20 protein-coding genes are annotated in these 23806 nt (G+C 62.6%); 12 read left to right on the top strand and 8 right to left on the bottom strand.

Annotated elements, in window-relative coordinates; all coding sequences use genetic code 11:
- Positions 1–47: 47 nt before the first annotated feature.
- From creD to AUC43_RS09935, 5 genes are all read right to left on the bottom strand, one after another.
- Positions 48–1529 carry a cell envelope integrity protein CreD gene (gene creD / locus AUC43_RS09920; RefSeq protein ID WP_068192539.1) on the bottom strand — a complete coding sequence of 494 codons (1482 nt, stop codon included), beginning with the start codon at positions 1527–1529 and terminating at the stop codon, positions 48–50.
- 314 nt (positions 1530–1843) lie between these two features.
- Entirely contained in the window at positions 1844–2659 is an 816-nt protein-coding gene (panB, locus tag AUC43_RS09925; protein ID WP_068192543.1) for a 3-methyl-2-oxobutanoate hydroxymethyltransferase, read from the bottom strand.
- 162 nt (positions 2660–2821) lie between these two features.
- Positions 2822–3043 (bottom strand): hypothetical protein, encoded by a 222-nt coding sequence (locus AUC43_RS09930; protein ID WP_068192546.1) that lies wholly within the window; start codon positions 3041–3043, stop codon positions 2822–2824.
- A 35-nt stretch (positions 3044–3078) separates the two neighbouring features.
- Positions 3079–3210: a hypothetical protein gene (locus AUC43_RS21710; RefSeq protein ID WP_257721721.1), complete on the bottom strand. Its 132-nt coding sequence runs from the start codon at positions 3208–3210 to the stop codon at positions 3079–3081.
- A gap of 144 nt (positions 3211–3354) precedes the next feature.
- Positions 3355–6345: a putative LPS assembly protein LptD gene (locus AUC43_RS09935; protein ID WP_068192549.1), complete on the bottom strand. Its 2991-nt coding sequence runs from the start codon at positions 6343–6345 to the stop codon at positions 3355–3357.
- Positions 6346–6529: 184 nt separating this feature from the next.
- Here AUC43_RS09935 and AUC43_RS09940 point away from each other — a divergent pair, with 184 nt between their 5' ends.
- The 4 genes from AUC43_RS09940 (at position 6530) to AUC43_RS20945 (ending at position 10982) form a co-directional block, all read left to right on the top strand.
- Complete coding sequence (locus AUC43_RS09940) at positions 6530–7387, top strand: N-acetylmuramoyl-L-alanine amidase family protein (RefSeq protein WP_335340917.1); 858 nt, start codon at positions 6530–6532, stop codon at positions 7385–7387.
- 118 nt (positions 7388–7505) lie between these two features.
- Entirely contained in the window at positions 7506–8522 is a 1017-nt protein-coding gene (locus tag AUC43_RS09945; protein ID WP_068192552.1) for an MlaD family protein, read from the top strand.
- Between the two features lie 112 nt (positions 8523–8634).
- Entirely contained in the window at positions 8635–10263 is a 1629-nt protein-coding gene (locus AUC43_RS09950; RefSeq protein ID WP_068192555.1) for an acyl-CoA carboxylase subunit beta, read from the top strand.
- Positions 10263–10982, top strand: a complete 720-nt coding sequence (locus AUC43_RS20945) for a hypothetical protein (RefSeq protein ID WP_157781024.1) — start codon at positions 10263–10265, stop codon at positions 10980–10982. Before AUC43_RS09950 ends, AUC43_RS20945 begins: the two co-directional genes overlap by 1 nt.
- 100 nt (positions 10983–11082) lie before the next feature.
- Here AUC43_RS20945 and AUC43_RS09960 read toward each other — a convergent pair whose 3' ends face one another.
- A complete protein-coding gene (locus tag AUC43_RS09960) occupies positions 11083–12339 on the bottom strand; it encodes a hypothetical protein (RefSeq protein WP_068192560.1) in 1257 nt (418 codons plus the stop codon).
- Positions 12340–12616: 277 nt separating this feature from the next.
- Between AUC43_RS09960 and AUC43_RS09965 the strand changes: the two genes are divergently transcribed.
- The 3 genes from AUC43_RS09965 (at position 12617) to AUC43_RS09975 (ending at position 15928) form a co-directional block, all read left to right on the top strand.
- Positions 12617–13195 (top strand): PH domain-containing protein, encoded by a 579-nt coding sequence (locus AUC43_RS09965; RefSeq protein ID WP_068192562.1) that lies wholly within the window; start codon positions 12617–12619, stop codon positions 13193–13195.
- Positions 13196–13288: 93 nt separating this feature from the next.
- On the top strand, positions 13289–15016 hold the full coding sequence (gene poxB, locus AUC43_RS09970) for a ubiquinone-dependent pyruvate dehydrogenase (RefSeq protein ID WP_068192566.1): 1728 nt from the start codon (positions 13289–13291) through the stop codon (positions 15014–15016).
- A 78-nt stretch (positions 15017–15094) separates the two neighbouring features.
- Positions 15095–15928, top strand: a complete 834-nt coding sequence (locus AUC43_RS09975; protein ID WP_068192569.1) for a transglutaminase-like domain-containing protein — start codon at positions 15095–15097, stop codon at positions 15926–15928.
- Between the two features lie 171 nt (positions 15929–16099).
- Here the strand turns inward: AUC43_RS09975 and AUC43_RS09980 are convergent, their stop codons facing one another.
- Both AUC43_RS09980 and AUC43_RS09985 read right to left on the bottom strand, forming a co-directional pair.
- Positions 16100–16681 (bottom strand): redoxin domain-containing protein, encoded by a 582-nt coding sequence (locus AUC43_RS09980; RefSeq protein WP_068192572.1) that lies wholly within the window; start codon positions 16679–16681, stop codon positions 16100–16102.
- A 38-nt stretch (positions 16682–16719) separates the two neighbouring features.
- Complete coding sequence (locus tag AUC43_RS09985; protein WP_082685025.1) at positions 16720–17409, bottom strand: 4'-phosphopantetheinyl transferase family protein; 690 nt, start codon at positions 17407–17409, stop codon at positions 16720–16722.
- Positions 17410–17520: 111 nt separating this feature from the next.
- Here AUC43_RS09985 and AUC43_RS09990 point away from each other — a divergent pair, with 111 nt between their 5' ends.
- The 5 genes from AUC43_RS09990 to AUC43_RS10010 all read left to right on the top strand — a co-directional run bounded on the left by AUC43_RS09990 (position 17521) and on the right by AUC43_RS10010 (position 23641).
- A complete protein-coding gene (locus AUC43_RS09990; RefSeq protein WP_068192578.1) occupies positions 17521–18456 on the top strand; it encodes a WD40 repeat domain-containing protein in 936 nt (311 codons plus the stop codon).
- 88 nt (positions 18457–18544) lie between these two features.
- Positions 18545–19621 carry a DivIVA domain-containing protein gene (locus AUC43_RS09995; RefSeq protein WP_068192580.1) on the top strand — a complete coding sequence of 359 codons (1077 nt, stop codon included), beginning with the start codon at positions 18545–18547 and terminating at the stop codon, positions 19619–19621.
- A 132-nt stretch (positions 19622–19753) separates the two neighbouring features.
- Positions 19754–20128 carry a dihydroneopterin aldolase gene (gene folB, locus AUC43_RS10000; protein WP_068192583.1) on the top strand — a complete coding sequence of 125 codons (375 nt, stop codon included), beginning with the start codon at positions 19754–19756 and terminating at the stop codon, positions 20126–20128.
- A 188-nt stretch (positions 20129–20316) separates the two neighbouring features.
- Positions 20317–20742 (top strand): BlaI/MecI/CopY family transcriptional regulator, encoded by a 426-nt coding sequence (locus tag AUC43_RS10005; protein WP_068192586.1) that lies wholly within the window; start codon positions 20317–20319, stop codon positions 20740–20742.
- The gene (locus tag AUC43_RS10010) at positions 20729–23641 is read left to right on the top strand and encodes a M56 family metallopeptidase (protein WP_068192589.1); all 2913 of its coding nucleotides are present in this window, start codon (positions 20729–20731) and stop codon (positions 23639–23641) included. Before AUC43_RS10005 ends, AUC43_RS10010 begins: the two co-directional genes overlap by 14 nt.
- Positions 23642–23806 lie beyond the last annotated feature (165 nt).

Raw genomic sequence — 23806 nt, forward strand, 5'->3', positions numbered from 1 at the left:
ATAGCGGCGAAGATACGAAGCTGAGCGGGAGCAGGACCCCAACTGCCTTACACCCGGACCGGGCCCTCGGCGGGCTCGCCGGCCGGGTGGTACCAGTCCACGTTGCGTGAGAGAAACATCACAGCCGCCAGCACCACGACCAGGCCCAGGCTGCCCACCAGCAGCGCATAGTCTTGCAGCTGCAGCACCACAAACAGGAAGCCGTAGACCACCGCCAGTACCCCGGCGGTAGCGGCCGTGAGGCGGCGCTGCCGGAAACTGGCCGCTGCGTAGGCCGTCACCAGCCCCACAATCACCAGGGCCGACAGCCCGTAGGCGGCATCAAACGGCATTTGCTCGGACAAGGCCAGCAGCAGCACGTAGAAAATGACCAGCGCCAGGCCCACCAAGATGTATTGGAAAGGGTGAATGCGACGGCGGTTCAGCACTTCCACAAAGAAGAAAACGAGGAAGGTGAGCGTGAGCGGCAGCAGGGCGTATTTGGCGGCGCGCATGGTTTTCTGGTACTCGTTCACGGGTACCAGCAGGCGCACGCCGAAGGTGGAGGCGTCCACATTGGGCCGGTCGCCGTCGGTGCGCCAGTGCTGCGCGTAGTTGCGGTTGAGGTGCAGCACCCGCCAGTCGGCCGTGAATTTCTTAGGCTCCACGGTGCGGTGCGCCGGCAAAAAGGCGCCGATAAAGCTGGGGTCGCCCCACGGGGCGCTCAGGCGGAGGCTGGTTTGGCGGCCCAGGGGCGCTACGAGCAAGCCGGTGCTGCCGTTCAGGTCTAGGTCGAAAGAAAAGGTGTGGCGGCGGGTTAGGGCCGCTTCGTTGGGCAGGGGCACCAGGGCGTTCAGCCCATTAGCTGCTTGGCCCCGGCCCCGGGCTCCGGCTTCATCGCCAAGGTATTTGGCCGCCCGCAGCCGCTCATTGGTTTCGGTGGTGACTTCGGTCGTGTGCGTGGGGGCGGTGCCGAAGGGCAACACGTCGGCGGCGGGCACGCCCGGCTCGAAGCCATGGGCTTGGCCGTCCCAGCGCAGGGCCAGGGCGTTTCGGATGCCCTTCATGTCGGAAATGCCCACGGCCACGAAGGCTTCGGACCAGCGCACGTTGGCGGCCGGCACGCCCAGGTCGGACAGGGGCGGGGCCTGGAAAGCGCCCTGCACGTGCAAGCCCGCCCGGTACACTACGGCTTCGTAGATGCCGCGGTGCCGCCGCTCGGGCGCCAAGGTGCCCGTGGTGGCCAGCGTATCGGGCAGCAGGCTAAGGTAGCGGGTGGTTTCGCTCACGTTCCCTTTCTCATCGATGACGCGGGCCGTGTACGGCAGCACCAACACGGGGCCCAGCACCAATTGCGCGCCGCCCCACTGGCTGCTGATTTCGGCCGTGGCCGCGTCGCGGTTTTCGGCCCGCTCCGTGATAAGGTCCTGCACCATGCTCGATGGAATCAGCAGCAAGAGCAATAGCAGGCCGATGCTGAGCAGTTTGAGGGTGACCGAGCCGCTCATCCAGCTGTTGAGGCGGTCGAAGATGGTGGGGGAGGTGTCCATGGCTGCGCGTGCTTAGAAGTACTTTGAATTACAAAGTAAAGGAAGAAATCATAAATTGGTATCAAGCTGAAGAAAATAAAAAAAGCCTGGGCAGTAGCACCATGAGTGGCTACCGACCAGGCTTTTTTTATTTAGCTCAATTTTTCTTCGGTGGCTTAGAACCTATCCGAAAAGACAAAAGAAAACAGTCATGCTGAGCGCAGCCGAAGCATCTCGCTCGCTTCGTTGAGCTAGCTTGGTTACTGCTGCACGCGAGATGCTTCGGCTGCGCTCAGCATGACATTCTGGGTTTGTTACGTTCTTCCGTAAGTGGCTTAGTAGCCTTCTTCTTCGCTGGGGAACTCCCGGCTTTTCACGTCGGCCACGTAGTGCTGCACAGCCTCGGTCATGATGTCGTGTAGCTCGGCGTAGCGACGCAGGAAGCGGGGCTTGAACTCCTTGGTGAGGCCCAGCATGTCGTGCACGACCAGTACCTGGCCGTCGACATGGCGCCCGGCGCCGATGCCGATAACCGGAATGGTCAGCTCCTCGGCCACTTGCTTGGCCAGGGCCGCGGGGATTTTTTCGAGCACCAAGCCAAAGCAGCCAATTTCCTGGAGTAGGCGGGCGTCTTCGAGCAGCTTCTGGGCCTCGGCTTCTTCCTTGGCGCGCACGGTGTAGGTGCCGAACTTATAAATGCTCTGGGGCGTGAGGCCCAGGTGGCCCATGACCGGGATGCCGGCCGTGAGAATGCGGATGATGGAATCCTTCACCTCGGCGCCGCCTTCGAGCTTCACGCCGTGGCCGCCGCTCTCTTTCATGATGCGGATGGCCGAGCGTAGAGCTTCCGAAGAGTTACCCTGGTACGAGCCAAACGGCATATCTACCACCACAAAGGCGCGCTTCACGGCCCGCACTACGCCTTGGGCGTGGTAGATAATCTGGTCGAGGGTAATGGGCAGCGTGGTTTCGTGGCCAGCCATGACGTTGGAGGCCGAGTCGCCGACGAGCAGCACGTCGATGCCCGCCCCGTCAAGGATTTGGGCCATCGAGTAGTCGTAGGCCGTGAGCATGGAGATTTTTTCCCCCCGCTGCTTCATGGCCAGCATTTGGTGGGTGGTAACGAGTTTGACTTCCTTGTGCTGCGACATGGTGGGCGAGGGAGGGCAGGGATTGGGGTAAAGGGCCGTCTGGCGGGGCAAAGCTGGCAACAATTTCGTTAGCCTCCGCCGTACCCGAACCAAAAAGCCCCTGGCCAAGGCGCAGGGGCTAAAAGGAGGGCGCAGGCTGGCGCCCATGAATGGTTGCTTTTCTTACAGTTCCGCTTCTTCCAGCGAAGAGTCCAGGGATTTGTCCGGAGTGTCCGATTCTTCGGAGTTGGGCTGGGAAAGCCGGGAGTAATCATGCAGCGCCAACAGGTCGGGCAGTTCGGCCGGGTCGGTTACCAGCAGTACCCGCACGGGCGTAGAGCTGCCGGCTTCCAGGGCCGCCGTCAGGCTCACCACGTCGAGGTCGCCCCGCAGCGGGCCACACAAGCTGAGAATATCGGGGTGGAGGAGCCGCGCGGCTTTCAGGGCGGCTTCCCCCGGGCTTCTACCACAATGATTTCATCGTGGCCGGCTTGCCGAAAAGGGGCCGCCAGCTCTTTGGCTAATTTAAGGTCATCGACCGCCAATAAGACACGCAGGGAATGGGCAGGCATAGGGTGCGGATAGAATTGCACGCCAAAGGTCAGAACCAAACGGCCGGCAGAATGGAGATTTAAGACCAACAGATGCAATGACTTTGCCAACGACTCCACCGCGCCCCCGAACGGCGCGAACCGGCGCTCACCTATTGGCTCAACTTACTGGTACTGCTGGTAGCGGTTGCGGTTGAGTTTCAAATCCTGCAGCAGGCTGCTCTTGGCCGATATGGTGAAGCCGTAGCCTTTGGTGACACCAAACGGAATCCACTGGCCAGTGATTTGCCAGCAGTGCAAATCCCGGAAGAACGTGACGTTGGGGTAGGTAATGGTCTGGTGCGTAATGTCGTAGCCTAGGTTGTAGCTCAGGCGAAGGTTGGGCGTGAGCTTTACCGAGCCGGTGACGCCCACCGTGTTCAGGGCCAGAATGGGCGGGCGCACGTCGCCGGGTTTCAGCGGAACGGGGTTGGTGGTGTAGCCGGCCGCGTAGGTCAGGGCCAGCTCCCAGGGAATCTCGAAGTCGACGTAATCGGCGTAATAATTGGGCTGGCCCACCGTGCCCAGGGTGGGGTCGTTGGTGGGGGCCACGGCCCGGGGCACCACGCTCTTGCGGTTGCCCGAGGCGGGGTTGAAGGAATAGGTGGCCCCGAAGGTGGCCGAGGCCAGGCGCAGGAGCTTGCGCGGGTTGGCCTCAAACAAGTACTTGTCGATGGTGCGGCCCTGGGCGTCGCGCTGGTAGGGCTCGAAGAGGGCAGTGCTGTTGAGGTTGAGCTTGCGGGCCACCTGGGTGCGGAAGTTGACCGCTACCGGCTGGAGCTTCAGCGAGTCGGCCGCGAAGTTGTAGCCGGTACTAAAGTCGAGGCCTTCAATCAGGCTGGCCTTGCGAAAGGGGTTGGTGCCGGTGGTGTCGTTGGCTTCGCGCACCTTCATCTCCACCGAGTTCTGCAGGTTGAATGTAATCTGACTTTGCTTGCTGCCGCCGGGCGTGCCGTATAGGAAGTTGTTGAAGCTGCTGAACGGGTAGGGGTTGCGGCCGTTCACGACCTGGAGTTGGTCGCGGGGCACCAGCTGGTTGAACTGGTTGCGCAGGCCGTAGAGGTCGGGCTGGGGGAATACGCTGCTGCGCTGGGTAAAGTCCGGCGAGTAGCTGTAGTTCAGGCTGGGCGTGACTTTGTGGCGCAGGGCCTGGATTTTGTGGGTGCCCTTGCGGTTGATGGTGCCGTAGAACGTGGTGTTCAGGCTGGCCGACGCCGAGTAGTTGTTGATGCGGTACAGGCCGTAGGTGGTATCGATGCGCACGGCCTGGGCCACGGGGCTAAAGCGATAGTTGAGCCGCTGGCCGTACCAGACCTCGCCGTAGTTGAGCGACGGCGTGAACTGCAAGTGCTGGGCAATAGAATAGGAGCCCAACCCAATGCCGAAGCTGTGCTGCACGCCGTTGCGGGAGTTGCGCAGCACCTTCCCGATATTGTCAAGGTTGAGCGGGATGTTGGTGGGCACGGTGGTGCCACCCAGCAGGGGCAGCCCGTTGGCGAGGCTGCGGGCCGGCACAATGTTGCTCACTTCGTTGCGCGCCGTCAGGTTGTAGCTCAGGGTGAACTGCTCGTAGACTTTGCCCAGCTTGTACGCACCCGGCTCAATGCCAAACCACTGGTACGGGTACTGCCGGGCCAAGCCCAGGCTCACGTCGGGCAGGGTAAAAGTCATCGAGCCGTCGGTGCCCTGGCTCTGGCTGAGCCGCACGTCGTAGTTGATGGGCAGGTTGCGCAGCTGCTTGGAGTAGCTGATGCTGGAGCTGAACTGCGTGGACAGGTAGCGGCGCGCGTCGAGGCTGTTTATTTTGTTGAAGCTGCTGGTGCCGGCGTTCACGCTGGCCGAGAAGCGCCCGCCGCCGGGCTTGGGCACGGGCGTGTGGCTCCAGGTAATCCAGAACGAGTTGGCCGCGGCCGGCTTGATGTAAGCCGGGCCGGTAGTCGCGTCGGTGGTTAGAATCTGGTCGCTGGGCCGGGTCGAGAAGCGAAAGTTAAAATTGCCCTGAAAGGTGTAGCGCTTCAGGTACGACACGTCGGCCGTGGCGCCCCAGCCGCCGAAGCTCTGCGCGTTGCCAGCGTACACGTCGCCGGTCAGGCGCACGCCGATGTAGTCGTTGGGCGCGAAGTAGTAGCCGCCGTTGCTCAGGTAGTAGCCGCGGTCGGCAGCCTGCCCAAAGGTGGGGATGATGACGCCCGAGCCCCGGTTGGTGGTAGGCATGGGGAAAAAGCCGAACAGGAAGCCCAGCGGCGTGGGCACGTCGCCAATCACGAGGTTGAAGGGGCCGGTCACCACCTTATCGCCCGGAATCACCTTCATGCGCTTGGCCTGAATGTAGAAGTGCGGGTGCTCGAGGTTGCAGGTGGTGTAGCGGCCTATCAGGCCATCAATGTCCCCGTTGGGCTGCCGCTTAATCACGGAGGCACTCACGTAGCCTTCGCCCTGGGTGGTCACGGCCTCACTTACTCGGGCCTTCTTGGTTTTGAAGTTGTAGGCAATGCTTTTGGCCGTGTACAAGCCGCCCTTGTCATTGAGCACAGGCCGGCCTTCGAGCTTGTTGTTCAGCGAGTCGCGCTTGCCGTCGGCCGTCATGGTGTTCTTGCCGTAGTCCACCGTGATGACGGCCGCTTTCAGGTCGGTGTCACCGTAGTCTACGCTGGCCTTGTTGTAGAGGCGGGCCACCTTGCCGGTCACGTCGAACTGGATGGAGTCCTTGGCCGCGTACTTTATCGTGGTTTCAATCTGGCCTTTGGGCTTGCCCGAGACCTGCAACGAGTCGCCGGTGCGGCTCACGGCGCCCGGCAAGCCCGTGTTGCGGACGCCGCCGGGGGCCAGGGTGTCGGGCACGGGCTTGTGCGAGGTGCCGGGCACGCGGGGCTGGCCGGTATTGCGGGCGCCGGCCGGAGGTGGGCCTTGCGGGTCGCGCGGGTCGGGCGAGATAAAGCGCACCGGTGGGGTGGGGGCGCTGCCCGGCCGCTGCGTGGGCTTGGCCAGGGGCACCTTGGGCTGGGCGGGCGCCGGGGCGTTGGTGGCCGTGCGCTTTTTCGCTGCCTTGGCTTGGGGCGTGGGCTTGGGTGGCGTCACGGCCTGGCCCCAGGCGGATCCGGCCGCACCGGCCACCATTAAAATTAAGAGGCCCAGCAGCCTGATGCGGGCCCCAACAGGGGCTGCGTGGGGTGGCCATGGCCGAAACCCGGCTTCAGAACGAAGGCCAAACCAAACAGGCAAAGTATAGTAGCGGTTAATTCGTTTACTTTTGGGGCTTATACAAAGGTAGCAGGTCGCTACCGCCCCTTCAACGAACAACGTGCGGATTATTGTCATCCTGGCCAGTGCCGCCCTGCTGGTGCTCGGCGCCGGCAGCGGGGAGTGGAACGCGGAGGCCCAGACGCCGGCCGATTCGACCCGCGTCGCGCTCGATTCTGCGCGCACGGCCCCCGATTCTCCCAATGCGCCCTACCGCTACCGGCTGCGCACCGTGGTGCTCGACGCGGGCCACGGCGGCAAAGACCGCGGCTGCGCGGGCGCCTCGGCCCGGGAGGCCGACGTGGCTCTGAACCTGGTGCTGGCCCTGGGCCGCCAGATTCAGGAAAACATGCCCGATGTGAAGGTCATTTACACGCGCAAGACCAACGTGTTTATTGAGCTGGACGAGCGTGCTGCCATTGCCAACCGCAACCACGCCGACCTGTTCATCTCCATCCATTGCAACGCCGGCCCCAGCCAAAGCCACGGCACCGAGGTGTGGACCATGGGCCTGCACAAAACCACCGCCAACCTGGGCGTGGCCCAACGCGAAAACTCGGTTATTCTCCAGGAAAAGGACTACAAAACCCGCTACGACGGCTTCGACCCCAGCTCGCCCCAGAGCCACATTCTGTTCTCGCTGTTCCAGTCGGCCTACATCACCAACAGCCTGCGCTTTGCCCAGCGCGTAGACCGGCAGCTGCGCACCAGCGTGAGCCGGCCCAGCCGCGGCGTAAAGCAGGCCGGCTTTCTGGTGCTTTGGAAGTCGACCATGCCCTCGGTGCTCATCGAATCCGGCTTCCTCACCAACCCTTCCGAAGAGCGGTACCTCAACGACAAAGCTAATCAGTCGTATATGGCGGCGGGAATCTATCGGGCCTTCCGCGAATACAAGCGCGAACTCGAAGGCGGCTCCTGAACTAAGGCGCCCCGGCGTGCATTTATGGCGGTAAAATCCAGCTCTCGCGTAGTGTCGTACCATTGTTTAAGTCAAGGCCGCTGCTTTCTCCATTCACCCATCCAATTACTCCCCTCTCGTGTCTAAAGAAATAAAAGTAGCGTTGCTGACCATTGTGGCCATTGCGGCGCTCGTTATCGGCTATAATTTTCTGCGCGGCAGCAACGTTTTGTCTTCCGACCACACCTACTACGCCACCTATCCCAAGGTGGAGGGCCTGAACGTGGGCGCGATGGTTGCGCTCAACGGCATCAAGGTGGGGCAGGTGAAAAGCATGCAGCTGCAGCCCGACAAAGACAATAGCGTGCGCGTGGCCCTGGAGCTGCAAAAAGACATCGTGGTGGGCGACTCGACCACGGCGAGCCTGGGCGGCACGCTGCTCGGCTCCAAAGGAATTACCCTGACGCTGGGGAAAAACACGAAGGTGTATACCGGCGGCGAGGAAATCCGCACCGTGACCCCTTCCAGCATTACCGACGCGTTTCAGGCCAAGGCCCTGCCCGTGCTGGATACGGTGGGCGCCACGCTTTCGCACATCAACGGCTTCCTGAACCGCGACGCCCAGACCAACATTCAGCAGACCCTGCTGGGCGCCCGCGGCACCACCGAGGCGCTGCAAAAGCTGATTGTAGACAACCAGCGCAACATCAACCAGATTACGCGTAACCTGGCCCAGATGAGCACGGCGCTGAACAAGACCACGGGCAAGCTCGACCGCATTGCCGTGAACTTCTCGCAGCTGTCCGACTCGCTGAAGGCCGCGCCCGTGGGCCCCGCCCTGCGCCGCCTCAACGCCACCATGGCCGAGGCCCAAACCACCGTGGCTAGCCTGAACCGCGCCTTGAACGACAAAAAAGGCTCGATGGGCAAGCTGCTCAACGACACCCTGCTCTACAACAACCTCAACGCCACGGCCGCCAGCTCCAACGACCTGCTCGTGGACCTCAAGGCCAACCCGAAGCGTTACGTGCACTTCTCGGTATTTGGCGGTGGCAAAGAGAAGAGCAAAGTAGAGACCACCAAGAAGCCCAACGGAACCACCACCACGGAAGTGAAAAAGGTAGAAACCACGCCGGCCCTTGCGCCCATGAAGTAGTGCCCCCGCGCCGCTGCTGAAGCGGGGCTTCCCGCTCCTGCCCGTACCTTTGAAATCCGCCTTCGGGCGGATTTTTTGTGCCCATTCTTCCAAAATCCCACCCGCTCCATTTATGAACGTCGAGTTCAACCGCAACGAAGACCAACTCAAGCAACTCAGCTTTAAGCTCCACCAGAAGTTTCAAAAAGTAGCCCTCGGCGGCGGCGAAAAGCGCATTGCCGCCCACAAAGCCAAAGGCAAGCTCACCGCCCGCGAGCGGATTGATTATTTGCTGGATAAAGGCGCGGCCACGGTCGAAATCGGCGCGTTTGCGGGCGAGGGCATGTATAAGGAAGAAGGCGGTTGCCCCAGCGGCGGCGTGGTGGTGGTGATTGGCTACGTAGCCGGCCGGCAGTGCGTGGTGGTGGCCAACGACGCCACCGTGAAGGCTGGCGCGTGGTTTCCCATCACGGCCAAAAAGAACCTGCGGGCCCAGGAAATCAGTATCGTAAACAAGCTGCCGATTATCTACCTCGTAGACTCGGCCGGGGTGTACCTACCCATGCAGGATGAGATTTTTCCGGATAAGGAGCACTTCGGCCGCATTTTCCGCAACAACGCGGTGATGAGCAGCATGGGCATTGTGCAAATTTCGGCCATCATGGGCCCCTGCGTGGCCGGTGGCGCCTACCTGCCCATCATGAGCGACGAGGCCATGATAGTGAACGGTACCGGCTCGGTGTTCCTGGCCGGCTCCTACCTGGTGAAGTCCGCCATCGGCGAAACCATCGACAACGAGGCGCTGGGCGGTGCCAGCATGCACTCCGAAATCTCGGGCGTGACCGACTACAAGTTCGACACCGATGAAGAGTGCCTGGAGCACATCCGCAACATCTTCGACAAGATGGGCGGCCAGGCTTCGGCCGGTTTCAGCCGGGTTGAGCCAGCCAAGCCGGCGCAGGACGAGCAGGAAATCTACGGCCTGCTGCCATCCGACCGCGTGAAGCCCTACGACATGATGGACATCATCAACCGCCTGGTTGATAACTCGGAGTTTGAGCCCTACAAGGACCTGTATGGCCAGACGCTCATCTGCGGGCTGGCGCGCATCGACGGTTGGGCTGTGGGCATCGTGGCCAACCAGCGCAAAATCGTGAAGAGCAAGAAAACCGGCATGCAGATGGGCGGCGTCATCTACTCCGACTCGGCCGACAAAGCCGCGCGCTTCATCATGAACTGCAACCAGAAGCGCATTCCGCTGGTGTTTCTGCACGACGTGTCGGGCTTCATGGTGGGCTCGGCCTCCGAGCAGGGCGGCATCATCAAGGACGGCGCCAAGATGGTGAATGCCATGGCCAATTCGGTGGTGCCCAAGTTCACGGTCATCGTGGGCAACAGCTACGGCGCCGGCAACTACGCCATGTGCGGCAAAGCCTACGACCCGCGCCTCATCGTGGCCTGGCCCACCGCTCAACTCGCCGTAATGAGCGGCGCCGCGGCCGCCAATACGCTGCTGCAAATTCAGGTGGCTTCCCTCAAAGCCAAAGGCGAAGTCATCACCCCGGAAGCCGAAAAGGAACTTTTGGACCGCATCAAAGCCCGCTACGAGGAGCAATTATCGCCCTACTACGCCGCGGCCCGCCTCTGGATCGATGCAGTGATTGACCCGCTGGAAACGCGGAAAGTCATTTCGGAGGGAATTGCTGCCGCGAATCATGCGCCGATTGAGAAGGCGTATAACGTGGGGGTTATTCAAGTGTGATGAAATTGCCCTTTTTGATCTGTGCACTGTTAATGAGTCTGTGGGGCTGCCACTCAAATGATTCGTCAGTTGCTGAAGTGAAAAGGGGCAAACTGGCACCGCCTCCGCCGCCCCCACCCCCAGATATAAATGAGGTGCCAGATGCCATCAACAAAATTGAAGAGGCTCAATTTTATTCAGGGTTTGCTTTAGCCCGGGTGTCTGATGAAGTACCAGGAAAAGTTGTTGCAAAGCCCTGCGGGTATAAGTTCAATTCATTTTTCTATGATGAGGACAGTCTTGCTGCGGTACAGACTCCGAATGCTTTACTGTTTCATTTCTCTAGTTTCAATGCACCGATGCGCCGCACTAAGGATGGAAGGCTAGTGCGTACCGAGATAGATAGCGAATGGCAGGAAACCATCATGTTTCAACTCCCTCCCGAAAACCGATTTCGCTATGTTGACCAAGAACTGCTAAAGCTGAAGCTTTGCGCGGTAACCAGTGCCAGCGGTGTCTTGGAATCAGGCAACGAGCATTACTTCATTCGAAAAGGCATCTTGGAAGGCCAGCGAATAAATGACTCGGTATATCAAGTGCGAATCGAAGCACGCTATCGAGCGGTTATGTCGGATACCACTTATTGGGTGCCGGTCTGGGTAGATGCTCGGTTTAAGAGGCAGCGAGGTTTTGATAAACCTTGGGAATACCAGTGTCCGCTTTTCAAAAAGGTGGAATAGCATAAATGAAATGCGTCGAACTAGCGCGAGTTTAGCGCAGCGTAACTCGTGACTAATGATGCCAGCTAGGGGCGGTAATCAATTAGCGCGCCCCACCGGGTTAGTGCCAGCCCGCCACAATGCCCTGGGCCACCCGCTCGAAGAACGGCATGCGATGCAGCTCGGCAAACTCCCGCACCTCTTTTAGCAACTGCGGTACTTCGGGCGCGGCAGGGCCGGCGGCCAGATGCAGCTCCACGAGCCAGGTATGCACCTGGTAGTAGTCGAGCAGCCAGATGTGGCTTTCCAGGTGGAAGAGCGACTGGATGCTGGTAGCGCCGGCCGGGGCGCGGCCCGTGCGGAACTCCGCCACCGCCCGGAAGGCCCGCAGCAGCTCGTTATACACGTTGGCTTCCAGGTGAGCCAATTCGGGAAACTCGGCCTCGGTAAAGGCCAGCCACTCCAGCAGCGGGGCAAACTGGCCGGTGAGGAACAACGCCTCGGCCACGAGGAAGTGGTAGCCGCCTGGGAAATGATTGTAGAACGCCGGCAGCCGGGGCGAAGGCGTGGGGGTGCGGGGTGCGGCCGCGGCCTCTTGCCGCACACGGGCCAGCAGGGCGGGGGCCACGGGTTGGTCGGGGGCATCGAACCAGGCGCTTACGATTTCGGCAAAGGCCCGCCGGCCCCGCGGAAACGCGTGCACATCGGCCGGCACGGGCAGGGCCAGCAGGTAGGGCAGGCGCCTCCGCCACGCCGCTTCGTCTTCGGCCAGAAACTCACCCAGAAACAGCGCACAATGCCCAAACAGCTGGGCTTCGGGCGTGTGCTTATGCCGCAGGTATTCCTCCAATACCTCGCCATAGGCCCCGTTTAGGTGGGCCAGGTCCACGAATGCTTCCACAAAAAGCTCCTGCCCGGCGGGGTGGGCCGCCAGCCGCAGGGCCAGCGGGCCGGCCGGACCCCGGGGGTGCGACGGCCGCGTGACGCGGCCCAGGAAATAGCCCAACAACAACTGCTCGGGGCGGGCCAGCTTTTCCAGGGCCAGCAGTTCCGGGATATCGACTAGGCGGGCGGGAACGGTGCTGTCGGTGGTCTTTACCAGGCTCGAGATGGCTTGGCCAAACGAGGCAAAGTCGGCGTGGCCGGCGTAGCGGGCCAGGGTGTCGAGGGTGTGCAGGTGGTAGCCGCCTTCTTTTTCCACCAGGCCAAAGAAGCGGCGCAAGGTGCTGGGGCTTAGCCGGCGACCGGTAGAGTGGGAGGCTTTTTGCAGCTCGGCTTCGAGGGCGTCGCAGTGGCTGGGGTAGCGAAGGGGTTGCCCAAAGCGGGCGGCCACGGCATCGCGCAAGGCGGCGTGTAGGCGGGGAGAGATGTGGGGCACTAGAGCGTAGGGTAGAAATTGCAGGTCAAATAAAAAGAAAGAATTGGCCTTTGTCTGGAGTGAAGCCCGAATTCACCTTTGTACCCCTCCCAAGGCAATGAAGCCCGCTTCTCTTTTTATGTAACACTTCGGGGGTGTTATTTCTAAAAGTACACCCGGTGCCGGAAATCATCGGCGAGCTAGTCTGGGCTTCCAGCAATTGGGCTGGTAAGGGGCTGGGTGAGATGTTTTTGCACGGAACAAAATATTATATGTTCTATATTACTCCCTCGATTTTATGAGTGCGTTCTCGAAGCTGCTGCACGAAAACCATGACCCTAGAATCGTGGAAAAGCTGATGCGCAAAGTTGGCTGCCTGCTCACCATCGGGGAAGAGGTGAAGTGCGTGACGGCCCAGAAGCGGCTGCTGTTTAATGGGTCTCCCGATTACGTCGTGCTCACCTACAGGCGCATTATTTTTTGCTGGGTTCGGGACTTTGGGCTGAGCCTGGAGCTGGAGGATTACCAGTGGAAAGACGTGCTGGAAACCCGATTTGAGCCAGGCTGGCTGGGAGCAAAGCTGCTGTTGAAAACCGCCCGGCGGACGCGGCAGATGGCATATCTGCCTAGAAAAGCGTGCCTAGAGCTCCGTCAGTTTGTGCAGGACCGGGAGGCGCAGGACCGCGAATACGCCCAGTTTCCCCTTTGGGGCTGCGTGCTGCCGGAAGCCGGCTCAGCTCAACTCCCCCCGACCCCGCCACGCGCCCCCGACGACCTATCCGTGAAGATGAACCAGCTCGAAAAGATGCTGAAGTACCGGCTTATCAGTACAGACGAATTTGAGGAGCGGCGCGACGCCATGCTCGTCTTGTGGTAGGTGGCTTGTGAAAGGGCTTATTCTGCCACTTGAACACTGGGGTGCATCCGTCGTAAGCAAGCACTAGCTTTCTACGTCGATGCACCCCTCGCTATGCCTAAGAAATCCGTAGCCGAAATCATTGTCGATACCCTGCAAGCCGCTGGCGTCCGGCGCGTGTTTGGCGTGGTGGGCGACTCGCTCAACGGCATCACCGATGCCATCCGCACCCGCGAGGGCATCGAGTTTGTGGCCGTGCGGCACGAGGAAGGCGGGGCCTTCGCGGCCGGCGCCGAAGCCGCCCTTACCGGCGACCTGGCCGTGTGCGCCGGCTCCTGCGGGCCGGGCAACACCCACCTCATCAACGGCCTGTTCGACTGCCACCGCAGCCGCGTGCCGGTGCTGGCCTTGGCCGCCCAGATTCCCAACGTGGAAATCGGGACCGGCTACTTTCAGGAAACGCACCCGGAGCGGCTGTTTCGGGAATGCAGCCATTACTGCGAGCTAATTTCGGTGCCCGAGCAAGCCGTGCGCACCATCGAAAGCGCCGTGGCGGCCGCCATTGGGCTGCGCGGCGTGGCCGTAGTGGTGCTGCCCGGCGATGTGGCCTACCTCGAAACCGACGCGCCCGAAGTGCGGCTGCCCACCCAGGGCCGGAACAGTGCCTTGGTGCCGGCAGAGGCAGATATCCGGCAAGCGGCGGCCCTGCTCAACGCGGGCGACAAGGTCACCATTCTGGCCGGCATTGGGTGTGCCGGCGCACATGCCGAGCTGCTGCAAACGGCGGCCGCCCTGCACGCGCCCGTGGTGCACGCCCTGCGCGGCAAGGAATGGGTGGAGCCCAACAACCCCTACGACGTGGGCCTGACCGGCTTGCTGGGCATGCCCGCCGGCTACCACGCCCTGCTGGACGCCGACACCGTGCTGATGCTGGGCACCGACTTCCCGTACCGGCAGTTTTACCCCGACGATGCCCGGGTGGTGCAGGTAGACAGCCGGCCCGAGCACATTGGCCGGCGCACCCGCGTCGAAATTGGGCTGGTGGGTACTGTGGCCGACACCCTGCGCCTGCTGCTGCCCCACCTGGCGCCCCGCACCGACGCGGCCCACCTCGAAGACGCCCAGCAGCGCCACGCCGACGACGAAGCCCACCTAGCCGAGCTGGCCACCGGCGAGCCCGGCGACACCAGCCTGCACCCCCAGCACGTGGCCCGCCTGCTCGACGAGCTGGCCAGCGAAGACGCCATTTTCACCTGCGACGTGGGCACGCCCACCATCTGGGCCGCCCGCTACCTGCACATGAACGGCCAGCGTCGCCTCATTGGCTCGTTTGTGCACGGCAGCATGGCCAACGCGGTATCGCAGGCCTACGGGGCGGCGCTGGCCCAGCCCAGCCGGCAGGTGGTGGCAATGTGCGGCGACGGTGGCGTGGCCATGCTGCTGAGCGAACTGCTGACCATCCGCCAGCACAAAGTCCCGGTCAAGCTCATTGTGTTCAACAACTCGGCCCTGAGCTTTGTGGAGCTGGAAATGAAGGCAGCTGGCATTCTGGAATACGGCACCGAGCTCGATAACCCCGACTTTGGCGCCGTGGCCGAAGCCGCCGGCCTGCGCGGCTTCCGCGTGAGCGACCCCGGGCAGCTGGAGGGCGTGCTGCGCGAGGCCCTGGCCCACGACGGCCCCGTGCTGGTTGATGCCGTAGTCAAACGGCAGGAGCTGAGCATGCCGCCCAGCATCGACCGCAAGCAGGTGGCCGGCTTTAGCCTGTACGCCGTGAAGGCCCTGATAGACGGGCGCGGCGGGGAGCTGCTGGAGCTGGCCAAAACGAACTTGTTTCGCTGAAGCGGGTGTTGAAAAAATGCCCGAATAGGCATTGAACGATGTCCGGACGTAAATTTGCCGGGCCGTTCTACCTCCGTGATGACGAACAAAGAAATCAAAGCCCTTATCTCGCTGCTCGACGACCCGGAAGTGGCGCCGCAAATCCAGGACAAAATCCAGAACCTGGGGGAAAGCATCATTCCCTTTCTGGAGGAGTCGTGGGAGGAAACCCTCGACGGCCAACAGCAGCAGCGCCTGGAGGATTTGATTCACCACCTGCAGTTTGAGGGCTTGCAGCAGCGCTTGCGCGTGTGGCGCGAAGCCGGCGCCACCGACCTGCTCGAGGGCATGTGGCTGCTGAACACGTACCAGTATCCCGATGCCGACCTGCAGGCCCTAAACCGGGCCATCGAGCAACTTCGCTTCGAGGTGTGGACGGCCCTGCGCCCCGAAATGCACCCCGCCGACCAGGTTCAGACCCTGAACTACGTCATGTTTCGGGTGCACAAGTTCGCAGCCAACACCCAGCATTTCCACTCGCCGGCCAACTCCATGCTGCAGCGCGTGATTGAAACCAAGCGCGGCAACCCGCTCACGCTCTGCGTGATTTACCTGTTGGTAGCCCAGCGTCTGCACCTGCCGGTTTTCGGCGTAAACCTGCCCAACCTGTTTGTGCTCACCTTCCGCCCCGAGCTGCCGGGCGCCGAGCCGTTTTACATCAACTGCTACAACCGCGGCCTGGTGCTCTCGCGCACCGACATCGAGCACTACGTAAGCCAGCTCAACATCTCCTCCAACCCCATGTTCTTCGAGCCCTGCTCAAATCTGGACATCGTGCGCCGCGCCCTGCGCAACCTGCAAATGAGCTTCGAGAAGCTCCAGGAACCCATGAAAGCCGCGGAGGTGGCGGTGCTGCTAAGTATTCTGGAGTAACCGGAACCTCACCCCCGGCCCCTCTCCAATAGAGAGAGGAGCCACGGCACATGGGTTAGCTCAACTTTAAATCAAAAAGCCCCAGCTCAATTGAGCTAGGGCTTTTTGTTAATTTCTTCACGCCGTGGCTCCCCTCTCTTTTGGAGAGGGGCCGGGGGTGAGGTTCCGGAATTACCGCTTAATCAAGCAGCCGGCGGCGCGCCGTTCGGCCACGCCGGCGGGACGGCCAGCCAGCACGTTGTCGAGCACTTGCTTGAGGTAGTGCTGCTGCACATTGCTGGCTACCTGTGGGTTGTCGTCGATGGCGCCGCGGTAGCGGACGATGAAGCCACCCGAGTTGGGCTCCAGTACCACGGCTTCGGCGGTTTTGGTTACGCCGAGGAGGTTGCTCACTTGCAGGCTGGGGTCGGTGAGCGTGGGTAGCTCCACTTCGCCGGGGGCGGCGGTGCCGGGGGCGTCGAGATTGATGGGTACGTTGATAAACAAAAACTCCACGCCCTTGGCCCGGTAGCTGCTGCTGAGCGAGGCCAGCCGCTCCTGGTAGAGGCGCGAGAAGGCGCAGGCGGGGTTCAGAAATACCACCACCACGGCTTTGTTGCCGGCATAGCTTTTCAGGGCCACGTCGGCGTTGGAGGCGGTTTTGAGGGTGAAGTCGGCGATGGGGCTGCCGGTTTGGGCGCGGGCGGTGCTCACGGCCAGGGTGATGGCAAGCAGGGCCACGGCGGCGAGAATGGAGATTCGGCGAAAGGACATGGCGGCAAGGTAAGGCATACGGGAGGAAGCGCCGGGGGCTACAGAGCCGGTTGGTGGCAATACGTAAGAACGTAGCCGGGCGACGGCTGAGAATAGCAAATGCAGTGCCGCGTATTGGCGTCGGGCAATACCAACGTAGCCGGGATTTCGCCGGATTCCTGCGGGGCAAAAGAACTGAGCAGCAGCTGCGTTTTGAAAATGATGCCGCGCTGGGCCGCCAGCTTGTACAGCGTCTCCTTGGCGCTCCAGAGCAGGGTGTAGTGGGTGCTGGCCGTATCTGGTGCGGCTAGGGTGGTGGCCTGGGCATCGGCCCACTCTTCGGCGTTCAAAAACTTGCTGGCCAGCCGCTGGGCTTTGTCGCGCACCATTTCTACATCCACGCCGGCGCGGCCGCCACGGGCCAGCACCGCCGCCACCCACGCGCCGGAATGCGACAGGGACAGATTTAAATCGCGGGCGTCGCCGGCTAGCCAGGGGCGGCCGGTAGCGTCGTTGTGCACCACCAGGTCGGGGGGCGGCTCCATTTCCAGCTCCGCAATGAGGCGGTGGGCCAGTACCCGGCCGGCCAGCCACTGGGCCAGGCGGGTGGCATTGGCGGTGGCGGGTAATAGGGGCCGGTAGGAGGCGGGCTGCGGCAAGTTGAGCCAAAGCTCGGTCGGGGTTTCGGTTAGTTGCCAAAGGCCCAGCACCGCGGTAGGGGAGAGGCGCTGAAAGGAGTGAAGCGGCATGCGTGGGGAATGGTACTGGGCAGCCAGCGCCGGGCGCCCGGAGCGAAAGCGCCGCGATACGGAGCATTGACTGCTTACAAATTAGGCCGAAGCTACCTTTGCGGCGCCCGTATGTCCGAACTATTCCGCCCCACCGTTACGAAAATTGCCACCCTGGCCGGCCACCGCGACGCGGTGTACGCCCTCACCGGGGGCTCGGGCGGTACCGTGTATTCGGGCAGCGCCGATGGCATGGTGGTGGGCTGGGACGCCGCCAACCCGGCCCACGACGGCGAACTGCTGGCCCGCGTTCAAAACTCGGTGTATGCTCTACGCCACTTGCCAGCGGCCAATCTGCTGGTGCTGGGGCACAATTTCCAGGGCATTCAGGCCATCGATTTAGCCCAACGGCAGCTGGCCCACGCCACGGCCCTGCCGCCGGTGGCCATCTTCGAAATAGTATTTTCTGAGAGCCGGCAGCGGCTGTACGTGGGCCTGGGCGACGGCACGCTGGCCGTGCTGACGGTGCCCGATTTCCGGCTGGTAAAACTCCTGCGCCTCGCCGACAAAAGCCTGCGCACCCTCGCCCTGCACGAAGAGCGCGGCGAGTTGGCCGTGGGCAGCTCCGACGCCCTCACCCGCATTCTGGACCTGGATTCGCTGGAAACCAAGTTTACCCTGGGCGAAAGCACGAATTCGGTTTTTTCGGTCGCTTATTCTCCGGATGGCGCGCGCCTGCTCACGGCCGGCCGCGATGCCCAAATCCGCACCTGGAACGTGGCCGACGACTACGCCCTGGCCGGCACTGTGCCGGCCCACATGTACACCATCAACCACCTGGCTTTTAGCCCCGATGGCCGGTATATGGCCTCCTGCAGCCTCGATAAGAGCATTAAGCTCTGGGACGCGGCCAGCATGATTCTGCTGCGGGTGCTCGACCGGGCCCGCTCGGCCGGGCACGGTACTTCCGTGAACCGGCTGGTTTGGCTGGGCGCCGAAAACCGGCTAGTTTCGTGTAGCGACGACCGCAGCTTAGCCGTATGGGAGGTGCAAGCCGCTAGCTTTTAGCTGTTGGCGGTAGCTGCTTTCGCCTGAATTACCTTTAGTTTATTAATCCAAACAGCTAATAGCCACCGGCTAAAAGCTAACCGCTTCTATGAAGATAACCGCCCTCGATATCCGCCAGAAAACGTTTGAAAAATCCTTCCGTGGGGTTGATAAAGACGAGGTGCAAGCATTTCTGAACACGATTTCGCAGCAGTGGGAGCGGCTGGGCGACGAAAACCGCGAGCTGCGCCTCAAGCTCGAGCACGCGCAGCAGGACGTGCAGAAGATGCGCGAAGTGGAAAGCAGCCTCTACCGTACCCTCAAAACGGCCGAAGACACCGGCAACAGCATCACCGAGCAAGCCCAGCGCGACGCCGATTTGCGCATCCGCGAAGCCCAGCTGCAAGCCGAGCACCTCCTGAACGACGCCCGCCTGCGCGCCCGCAGCATCGTGGACGAAGCCTACCAGCAGGCCGACAAAACCGTGGCCGATATGCAGCGCGAAGTAACGGGCCTGGGCCAGGAGTGCCAGCGCCTGGAGCAGCAGCTCGACGGCCTGGTGCGCGACCTGCACAACCTGGCCTCCGATGCCTTGGAGAAGGTAGAGAAGGCCCGCAACCGGCCCAAGGGCAGCGCGGCGGCCATCCTTTCGCGCGCGGCCCGCGTACAGGTAGAGCGCCCGAAAGAACCGGGCACCGAACCCACCCCCGAGCCCACTACCCCCATGCAGGTTACTACTTCCTCCGCCATGTCGCCTGCTGCTGCCGTGGCCGCCGCGCCGGCTTCCTTCGATGCCGGCCGCCCTGCTTCGCAGCCGGCTGCCTCGGCTGCCGCATCTCAGCCCAAAGCAGAGGCCGCGCAGCCCCAGGCCTACAACCCCAAGCCCGGCCAGCAGCCCGACCCCAACTCACCGCCCCATCCCGATATTGAGCGCCCCGGCGCGCCGGCCGAAAACCCCGGCATCGCGCCCGCGCCCCATATCGACCCGCCCGGCCCCGCCCGGGTGCCGCACCCAGGCGCTCCCAACGTAGAGCCCACGCAGCCCGAAATTCGTCCGGTGGGCCCCGACCGCCCCGAAATACCCCAGCCCACGCCCCCAATGCACCCGGGCATGGAAAAGGCTGCCGCAACCCCAGCTCCAGTGGAAGCCGCGGTAGCGGAGAAGTCATTTTTTGACGAAATCTAGCCTGCGGTTTTAAAGCCGATTCTTGGGAAAGCCTACCGCATTGGTAGGCTTTCTTTTTATGCGACGACCTTTGCCCTCGCTACCGCGCAAGCATCGGTCAGCACATCACACATCAGTATCGAAGAAAACAGCATGGGCCAAATCGCACTTGAAGGCATGGAGTTTTTCGCGTTCCACGGCTACTACGACGAGGAGCAGAAAATTGGAAACAAGTACGGCGTGGACCTGTACATCAGCACCGACCTGCTGGCGGCCGGCGCCTCCGACAAGCTGCAGCAGACCGTGAACTACGAGGTCCTCTACCGCCTCGTGGCCGAGGAGATGCTCGCGCCGGCGCGGCTGCTGGAGCACGTAGCCCACCGGGTGCTCGACCGTATCATGGCCGAACTGCCCCACGTGCGGAAGGTGAAAATCAACGTCAGCAAGTTTAACCCGCCGCTGGGCGGCATCTGCCACCGGGCCCGCGTGACGCTGGCGCGGCGGCGCAAGCGCAGCCTCGCTGTTTAGAAAAACAGGAGAAAAAGCAAACCCCGAAAGTTTGGATGAAAAATATTGAGCTGAAAATCAGCCCAATAAATGATACTTGGGACTTTGTACGAATAATTTCGTAGATATGCCTTGCAACTACGAAGGATTTCGTAACACCTTTGCTTTATTCTACGAAATAATTCGTAGTAACCTCACGTTTCCCCAGCATGAGCAAAGCCCCGCCCCCCAAACCTACGGACTCCGAATTGGAAATCCTACACGTGCTCTGGCAGCACGGGCCCGCCACCGTGCGGGCCATCAACGACAACCTGAGCCAGCGCCGGCAAGCGGAGGTGGGATACACCACCACGCTCAAGATTCTGCAGCTGATGCTGGACAAAGGCCTTGTGCGGCGCGACGATGCCGACCGTAGCCACGTGTACCGGGCCGCCGTGCGCGAGCAGGAAACCCAAGGCCTACTCCTCGACAAGTTCGTGGACGCCACCTTCGGCGGCTCGGCCCTGAAGCTGGTGATGCAGGCCCTGGGCAGCCGCCAGACCTCGGCCGACGAGCTGGCGCAAATCCGCCGCCTGCTCAACGACATCGAAATCCAAAACTCCACCTCAACTGCCGACGACGATGAGCACGCTTGATAACTTCGTTTCGCCCGCGCTGACGCGGGCCCTGGGTTGGACGTTGCTGCACTCGCTGTGGCAGGGGGCGCTGGTGGCGGCCGTATTGGCCGGGGCCTTGTTGCTGCTGCGGCGCCAGCGCGCCGAGGTGCGCTACGTGGCTTCGGCCGGGGCGCTGGGCGTGGTGGTGGCCCTGGCCGGCATCACGTTTGGGTTGTATTTTAACTCGGGAGCTAGCACAGACGCAATTCTACCCACGGGCTCCTTCAAAACCGTGAAAGCCGCCCCCGACGAGAAGCGGTTGCCGGTAGCCCTGGCATCGGCCGATGTGCATGTTGCCAAAGCAGCAACTCGTGTAGCGGTGGCCGGCGACGAGCCGCAAGCGGCAGCCCCGACCGCTACGCTAGTTTCCAGCGTAGCCTCCGAGGGGCGGCCGGCGGCTCCCGGCTGGCTCACCACGGGCCTGCGGTATTTCGACAACCACTTGCCGCTGCTGGTGCTGCTGTGGCTGCTCGGCCTGCTGGCCATGAGCCTGCGCATGCTCGGCGGCCTGCTGTATGTGCAGCGGCTGCGGCGCTACCGCGTGCGGCCCCTCAACCCCATGTGGCAGCAGCGGCTGGCGGCTTTGGCTCAACGGAGCGGCGTCCGCCGGCCCGTGGCCCTGCTGGAATCGGCCCTGGTGCAGGTGCCGGTGGTGGTGGGCCATTTGCGGCCCGTAATTTTGCTACCGTTGGGCGTGGTGGCGGGCCTTTCGCCGGCCAGCCTGGAGGCTATTTTGGCCCATGAGCTGGCCCACGTGCTACGCCGCGATTATCTCGTGAACCTGCTGCAAACGGTGGCCGAAGTGCTGTTCTTTTACCATCCGGCGGTGTGGTTTGTGGCCAACTGCGTGCGCACCGAACGCGAAAACTGCTGCGACGACACCGCCACGGCCCTATGTGGCGGCGACTCCCTGCGCCTTGCCCGCGCCCTCACGGCCCTCGCCGAGTGGAGCCAAAGCGCCGTGGTGCCCGCCACGCCGCGGCTGGCGCTGGCCGCTATCGGCAAGCGGGGGGCTTTGTTGCGCCGCGTGCGCCGCTTGGTGCAGCGCCGCCCCGCGGCTCCTACCATGGCGGAAGGCATTCTGGCCGGTGCCCTGGTGCTGGGCGGCCTGGGGCTGCTGGGCAGCAGCGTGGCCTTTGCCGGCCCCTTTGCGCAGCCGGTCTTAGCTCCTGGCAAGCTCGCGGCCTTCAACTGGCAGGGCGGCGGTCCGGCGCAGGTCCCGGCGGCCACCCGAGCCGGTGATGCCCCCAAGGCGGCCGCAGGTACGGCCACAGCCAGTGGGCGAGCAGCTACCGATGGCGCCACGACCGGCGACGAAACGCGCACCTTGACAGCAGCAACCGCTACGCCTGAGGCCGAGACCCTGGTGCCGGCGCAGGATACGCTCCTCTTGCGGGGCCGCGCCGCCCGGCGCCGGCTGGCCCGGCTGCGCGACAGCCGGCGCGTTCTCGTAGACCGCCGCAACATGGCGCCGCCCGCCTTCCCCGGCACTCCCGGCACGGTGGTTATCACCAAAGACAAAAAGGGCCGCGTAACGGACCTGGTGGTGAACGGCCAACACGTGGACACCGACAACGGAAAAGGCAAGCGCAAGATTAAAATCAAGGACAAAAAGGGCGACGACGGGCAGTATGAGGTCATTCAGGTAGACCCCAGCTATGCTCCACGGGCGGAGGCCTTTGTGTACCGGGGCGGCAGCGGTGGGGGCGTAACGACGTACATGCGCACCTTGCCGCGGGTGTATGCCATGCCCGCGCCCATGCCTGCGCCGGAAGCCCTGCCCCGGGTTTACCGCGAAATCACCCCGGGCGGGCTCAACGAGCTGCGCCGGCTTTCGCCGGCCGCGCCGGGCACGTACCGCCAATTGGCGCAGCTGGATAGAACGTACCGGCTGCAGTCGCCCGGTGCGGCCATGGCGGGCCCGGGCCCCAATGTGACCGAGACCCGCAGCGCCCTGCGCGCCGCCGAACGGGCCCTGCGCGAAGCCAGCAGCGTGAAAAACCTGTCTGCGGAACAGCGCAAGCGCATCGATGCCCGCCTAAAAGATGTGCAAAGCCAGCTCAAGCGCCTCGACAGCTCCCCGCGCTCGATGCGCTCCAACGGCGCGACGGTGGTGCCGGGCGCGGGCCGCGGCGAGGTGTTCGTGCTGAGCGATGAAGACCGGCAGGAACGCAACGCGGAACTGCGCGCCCGGCAAGACGAGGTGCGCGCCCGCCAGGAAGAAGTGCAGGCCCGCCAAGAGGAAGTGCAGGCTCGCAAAGAGGAGATTCGGGAGCGCATTCGGGAAACCCAGGACGAGCGCCGCAATGGCGCCGAAGAGGCCATAGTGAACGAGCTGCTGAAAGACGGCCTCATCAAGAACCGCTACAATTTTCAGGTTGAGTTCAAAAACAACGAGCTGCGCATCGACGACAAAGTGCAGCCCAAGCCTGTGCTGGACAAGTACCGCAAGCTGTACGAAAAAGCCAGCGGCCACAAAGTCATGGCCAACAGCTCCATTCTCATGGGCCGGAGCGGCGACGTCAACGACATGCCGCCCCCGCCGCGGCCCCCGAAGCCGCCGCGCCCGCCCCGTCCGGCCAGCGGCGCGTTGGCCCCTCCGGCCCCCCCAGCCCCTCCGGCACCCAGCATGTCGGAGGTGCCGGCTCCGCCGCCGCCACCGCGCGCGCCCAGCGTCGACACGCGCACGCTGCGCGACGAGCTCCGCAAAGACGGCCTGATAGGCCAGAATGACAAGAGCTTTCAGCTCCAGCTCAACGACTCGGGGCTGACGGTGAATGGCAAGCGCCAATCGGAAGAGCTGGCCGCCAAGTACCGCAAGCTGGTGGGCCACGAAGGCCCGGGGCAGAATTTCAACATAAACGTTTCGCTTGATTAATTAAAACCAGCTCAGGCTGCAAAAGCCGGTTCTCCTTAGCGGAGGGCCGGCTTTTTTGCGGTACGGTTCAGCTTATTATCTTCAAAAATTAGGCTCCCCAAAGCAACCGTTGGAACTTTGTGCCCATCTATTGGCCTACGCCAAGGCTATTATCGGGAGGCTACA

Source organism: Hymenobacter sedentarius, assembly GCF_001507645.1.
GTDB classification, from domain to species: Bacteria; Bacteroidota; Bacteroidia; order Cytophagales; family Hymenobacteraceae; genus Hymenobacter; species Hymenobacter sedentarius.

Coding starts and splice junctions, on each gene's coding strand:
- creD (WP_068192539.1), bottom strand. CDS start 1,529: ATGGACACCTCCCCCACCATCTTCGACCGCCTCAACAGCTGGATGAGC.
- panB (WP_068192543.1), bottom strand. CDS start 2,659: ATGTCGCAGCACAAGGAAGTCAAACTCGTTACCACCCACCAAATGCTG.
- AUC43_RS21710 (WP_257721721.1), bottom strand. CDS start 3,210: ATGCCTGCCCATTCCCTGCGTGTCTTATTGGCGGTCGATGACCTTAAA.
- AUC43_RS09935 (WP_068192549.1), bottom strand. CDS start 6,345: ATGGTGGCCGGTGCGGCCGGATCCGCCTGGGGCCAGGCCGTGACGCCA.
- AUC43_RS09950 (WP_068192555.1), top strand. CDS start 8,635: ATGAACGTCGAGTTCAACCGCAACGAAGACCAACTCAAGCAACTCAGC.
- AUC43_RS20945 (WP_157781024.1), top strand. CDS start 10,263: ATGAAATTGCCCTTTTTGATCTGTGCACTGTTAATGAGTCTGTGGGGC.
- AUC43_RS09965 (WP_068192562.1), top strand. CDS start 12,617: ATGAGTGCGTTCTCGAAGCTGCTGCACGAAAACCATGACCCTAGAATC.
- poxB (WP_068192566.1), top strand. CDS start 13,289: ATGCCTAAGAAATCCGTAGCCGAAATCATTGTCGATACCCTGCAAGCC.
- AUC43_RS09975 (WP_068192569.1), top strand. CDS start 15,095: ATGACGAACAAAGAAATCAAAGCCCTTATCTCGCTGCTCGACGACCCG.
- AUC43_RS09980 (WP_068192572.1), bottom strand. CDS start 16,681: ATGTCCTTTCGCCGAATCTCCATTCTCGCCGCCGTGGCCCTGCTTGCC.
- AUC43_RS09985 (WP_082685025.1), bottom strand. CDS start 17,409: ATGCCGCTTCACTCCTTTCAGCGCCTCTCCCCTACCGCGGTGCTGGGC.
- AUC43_RS09990 (WP_068192578.1), top strand. CDS start 17,521: ATGTCCGAACTATTCCGCCCCACCGTTACGAAAATTGCCACCCTGGCC.
- AUC43_RS09995 (WP_068192580.1), top strand. CDS start 18,545: ATGAAGATAACCGCCCTCGATATCCGCCAGAAAACGTTTGAAAAATCC.
- folB (WP_068192583.1), top strand. CDS start 19,754: ATGGGCCAAATCGCACTTGAAGGCATGGAGTTTTTCGCGTTCCACGGC.
- AUC43_RS10005 (WP_068192586.1), top strand. CDS start 20,317: ATGAGCAAAGCCCCGCCCCCCAAACCTACGGACTCCGAATTGGAAATC.
- AUC43_RS10010 (WP_068192589.1), top strand. CDS start 20,729: ATGAGCACGCTTGATAACTTCGTTTCGCCCGCGCTGACGCGGGCCCTG.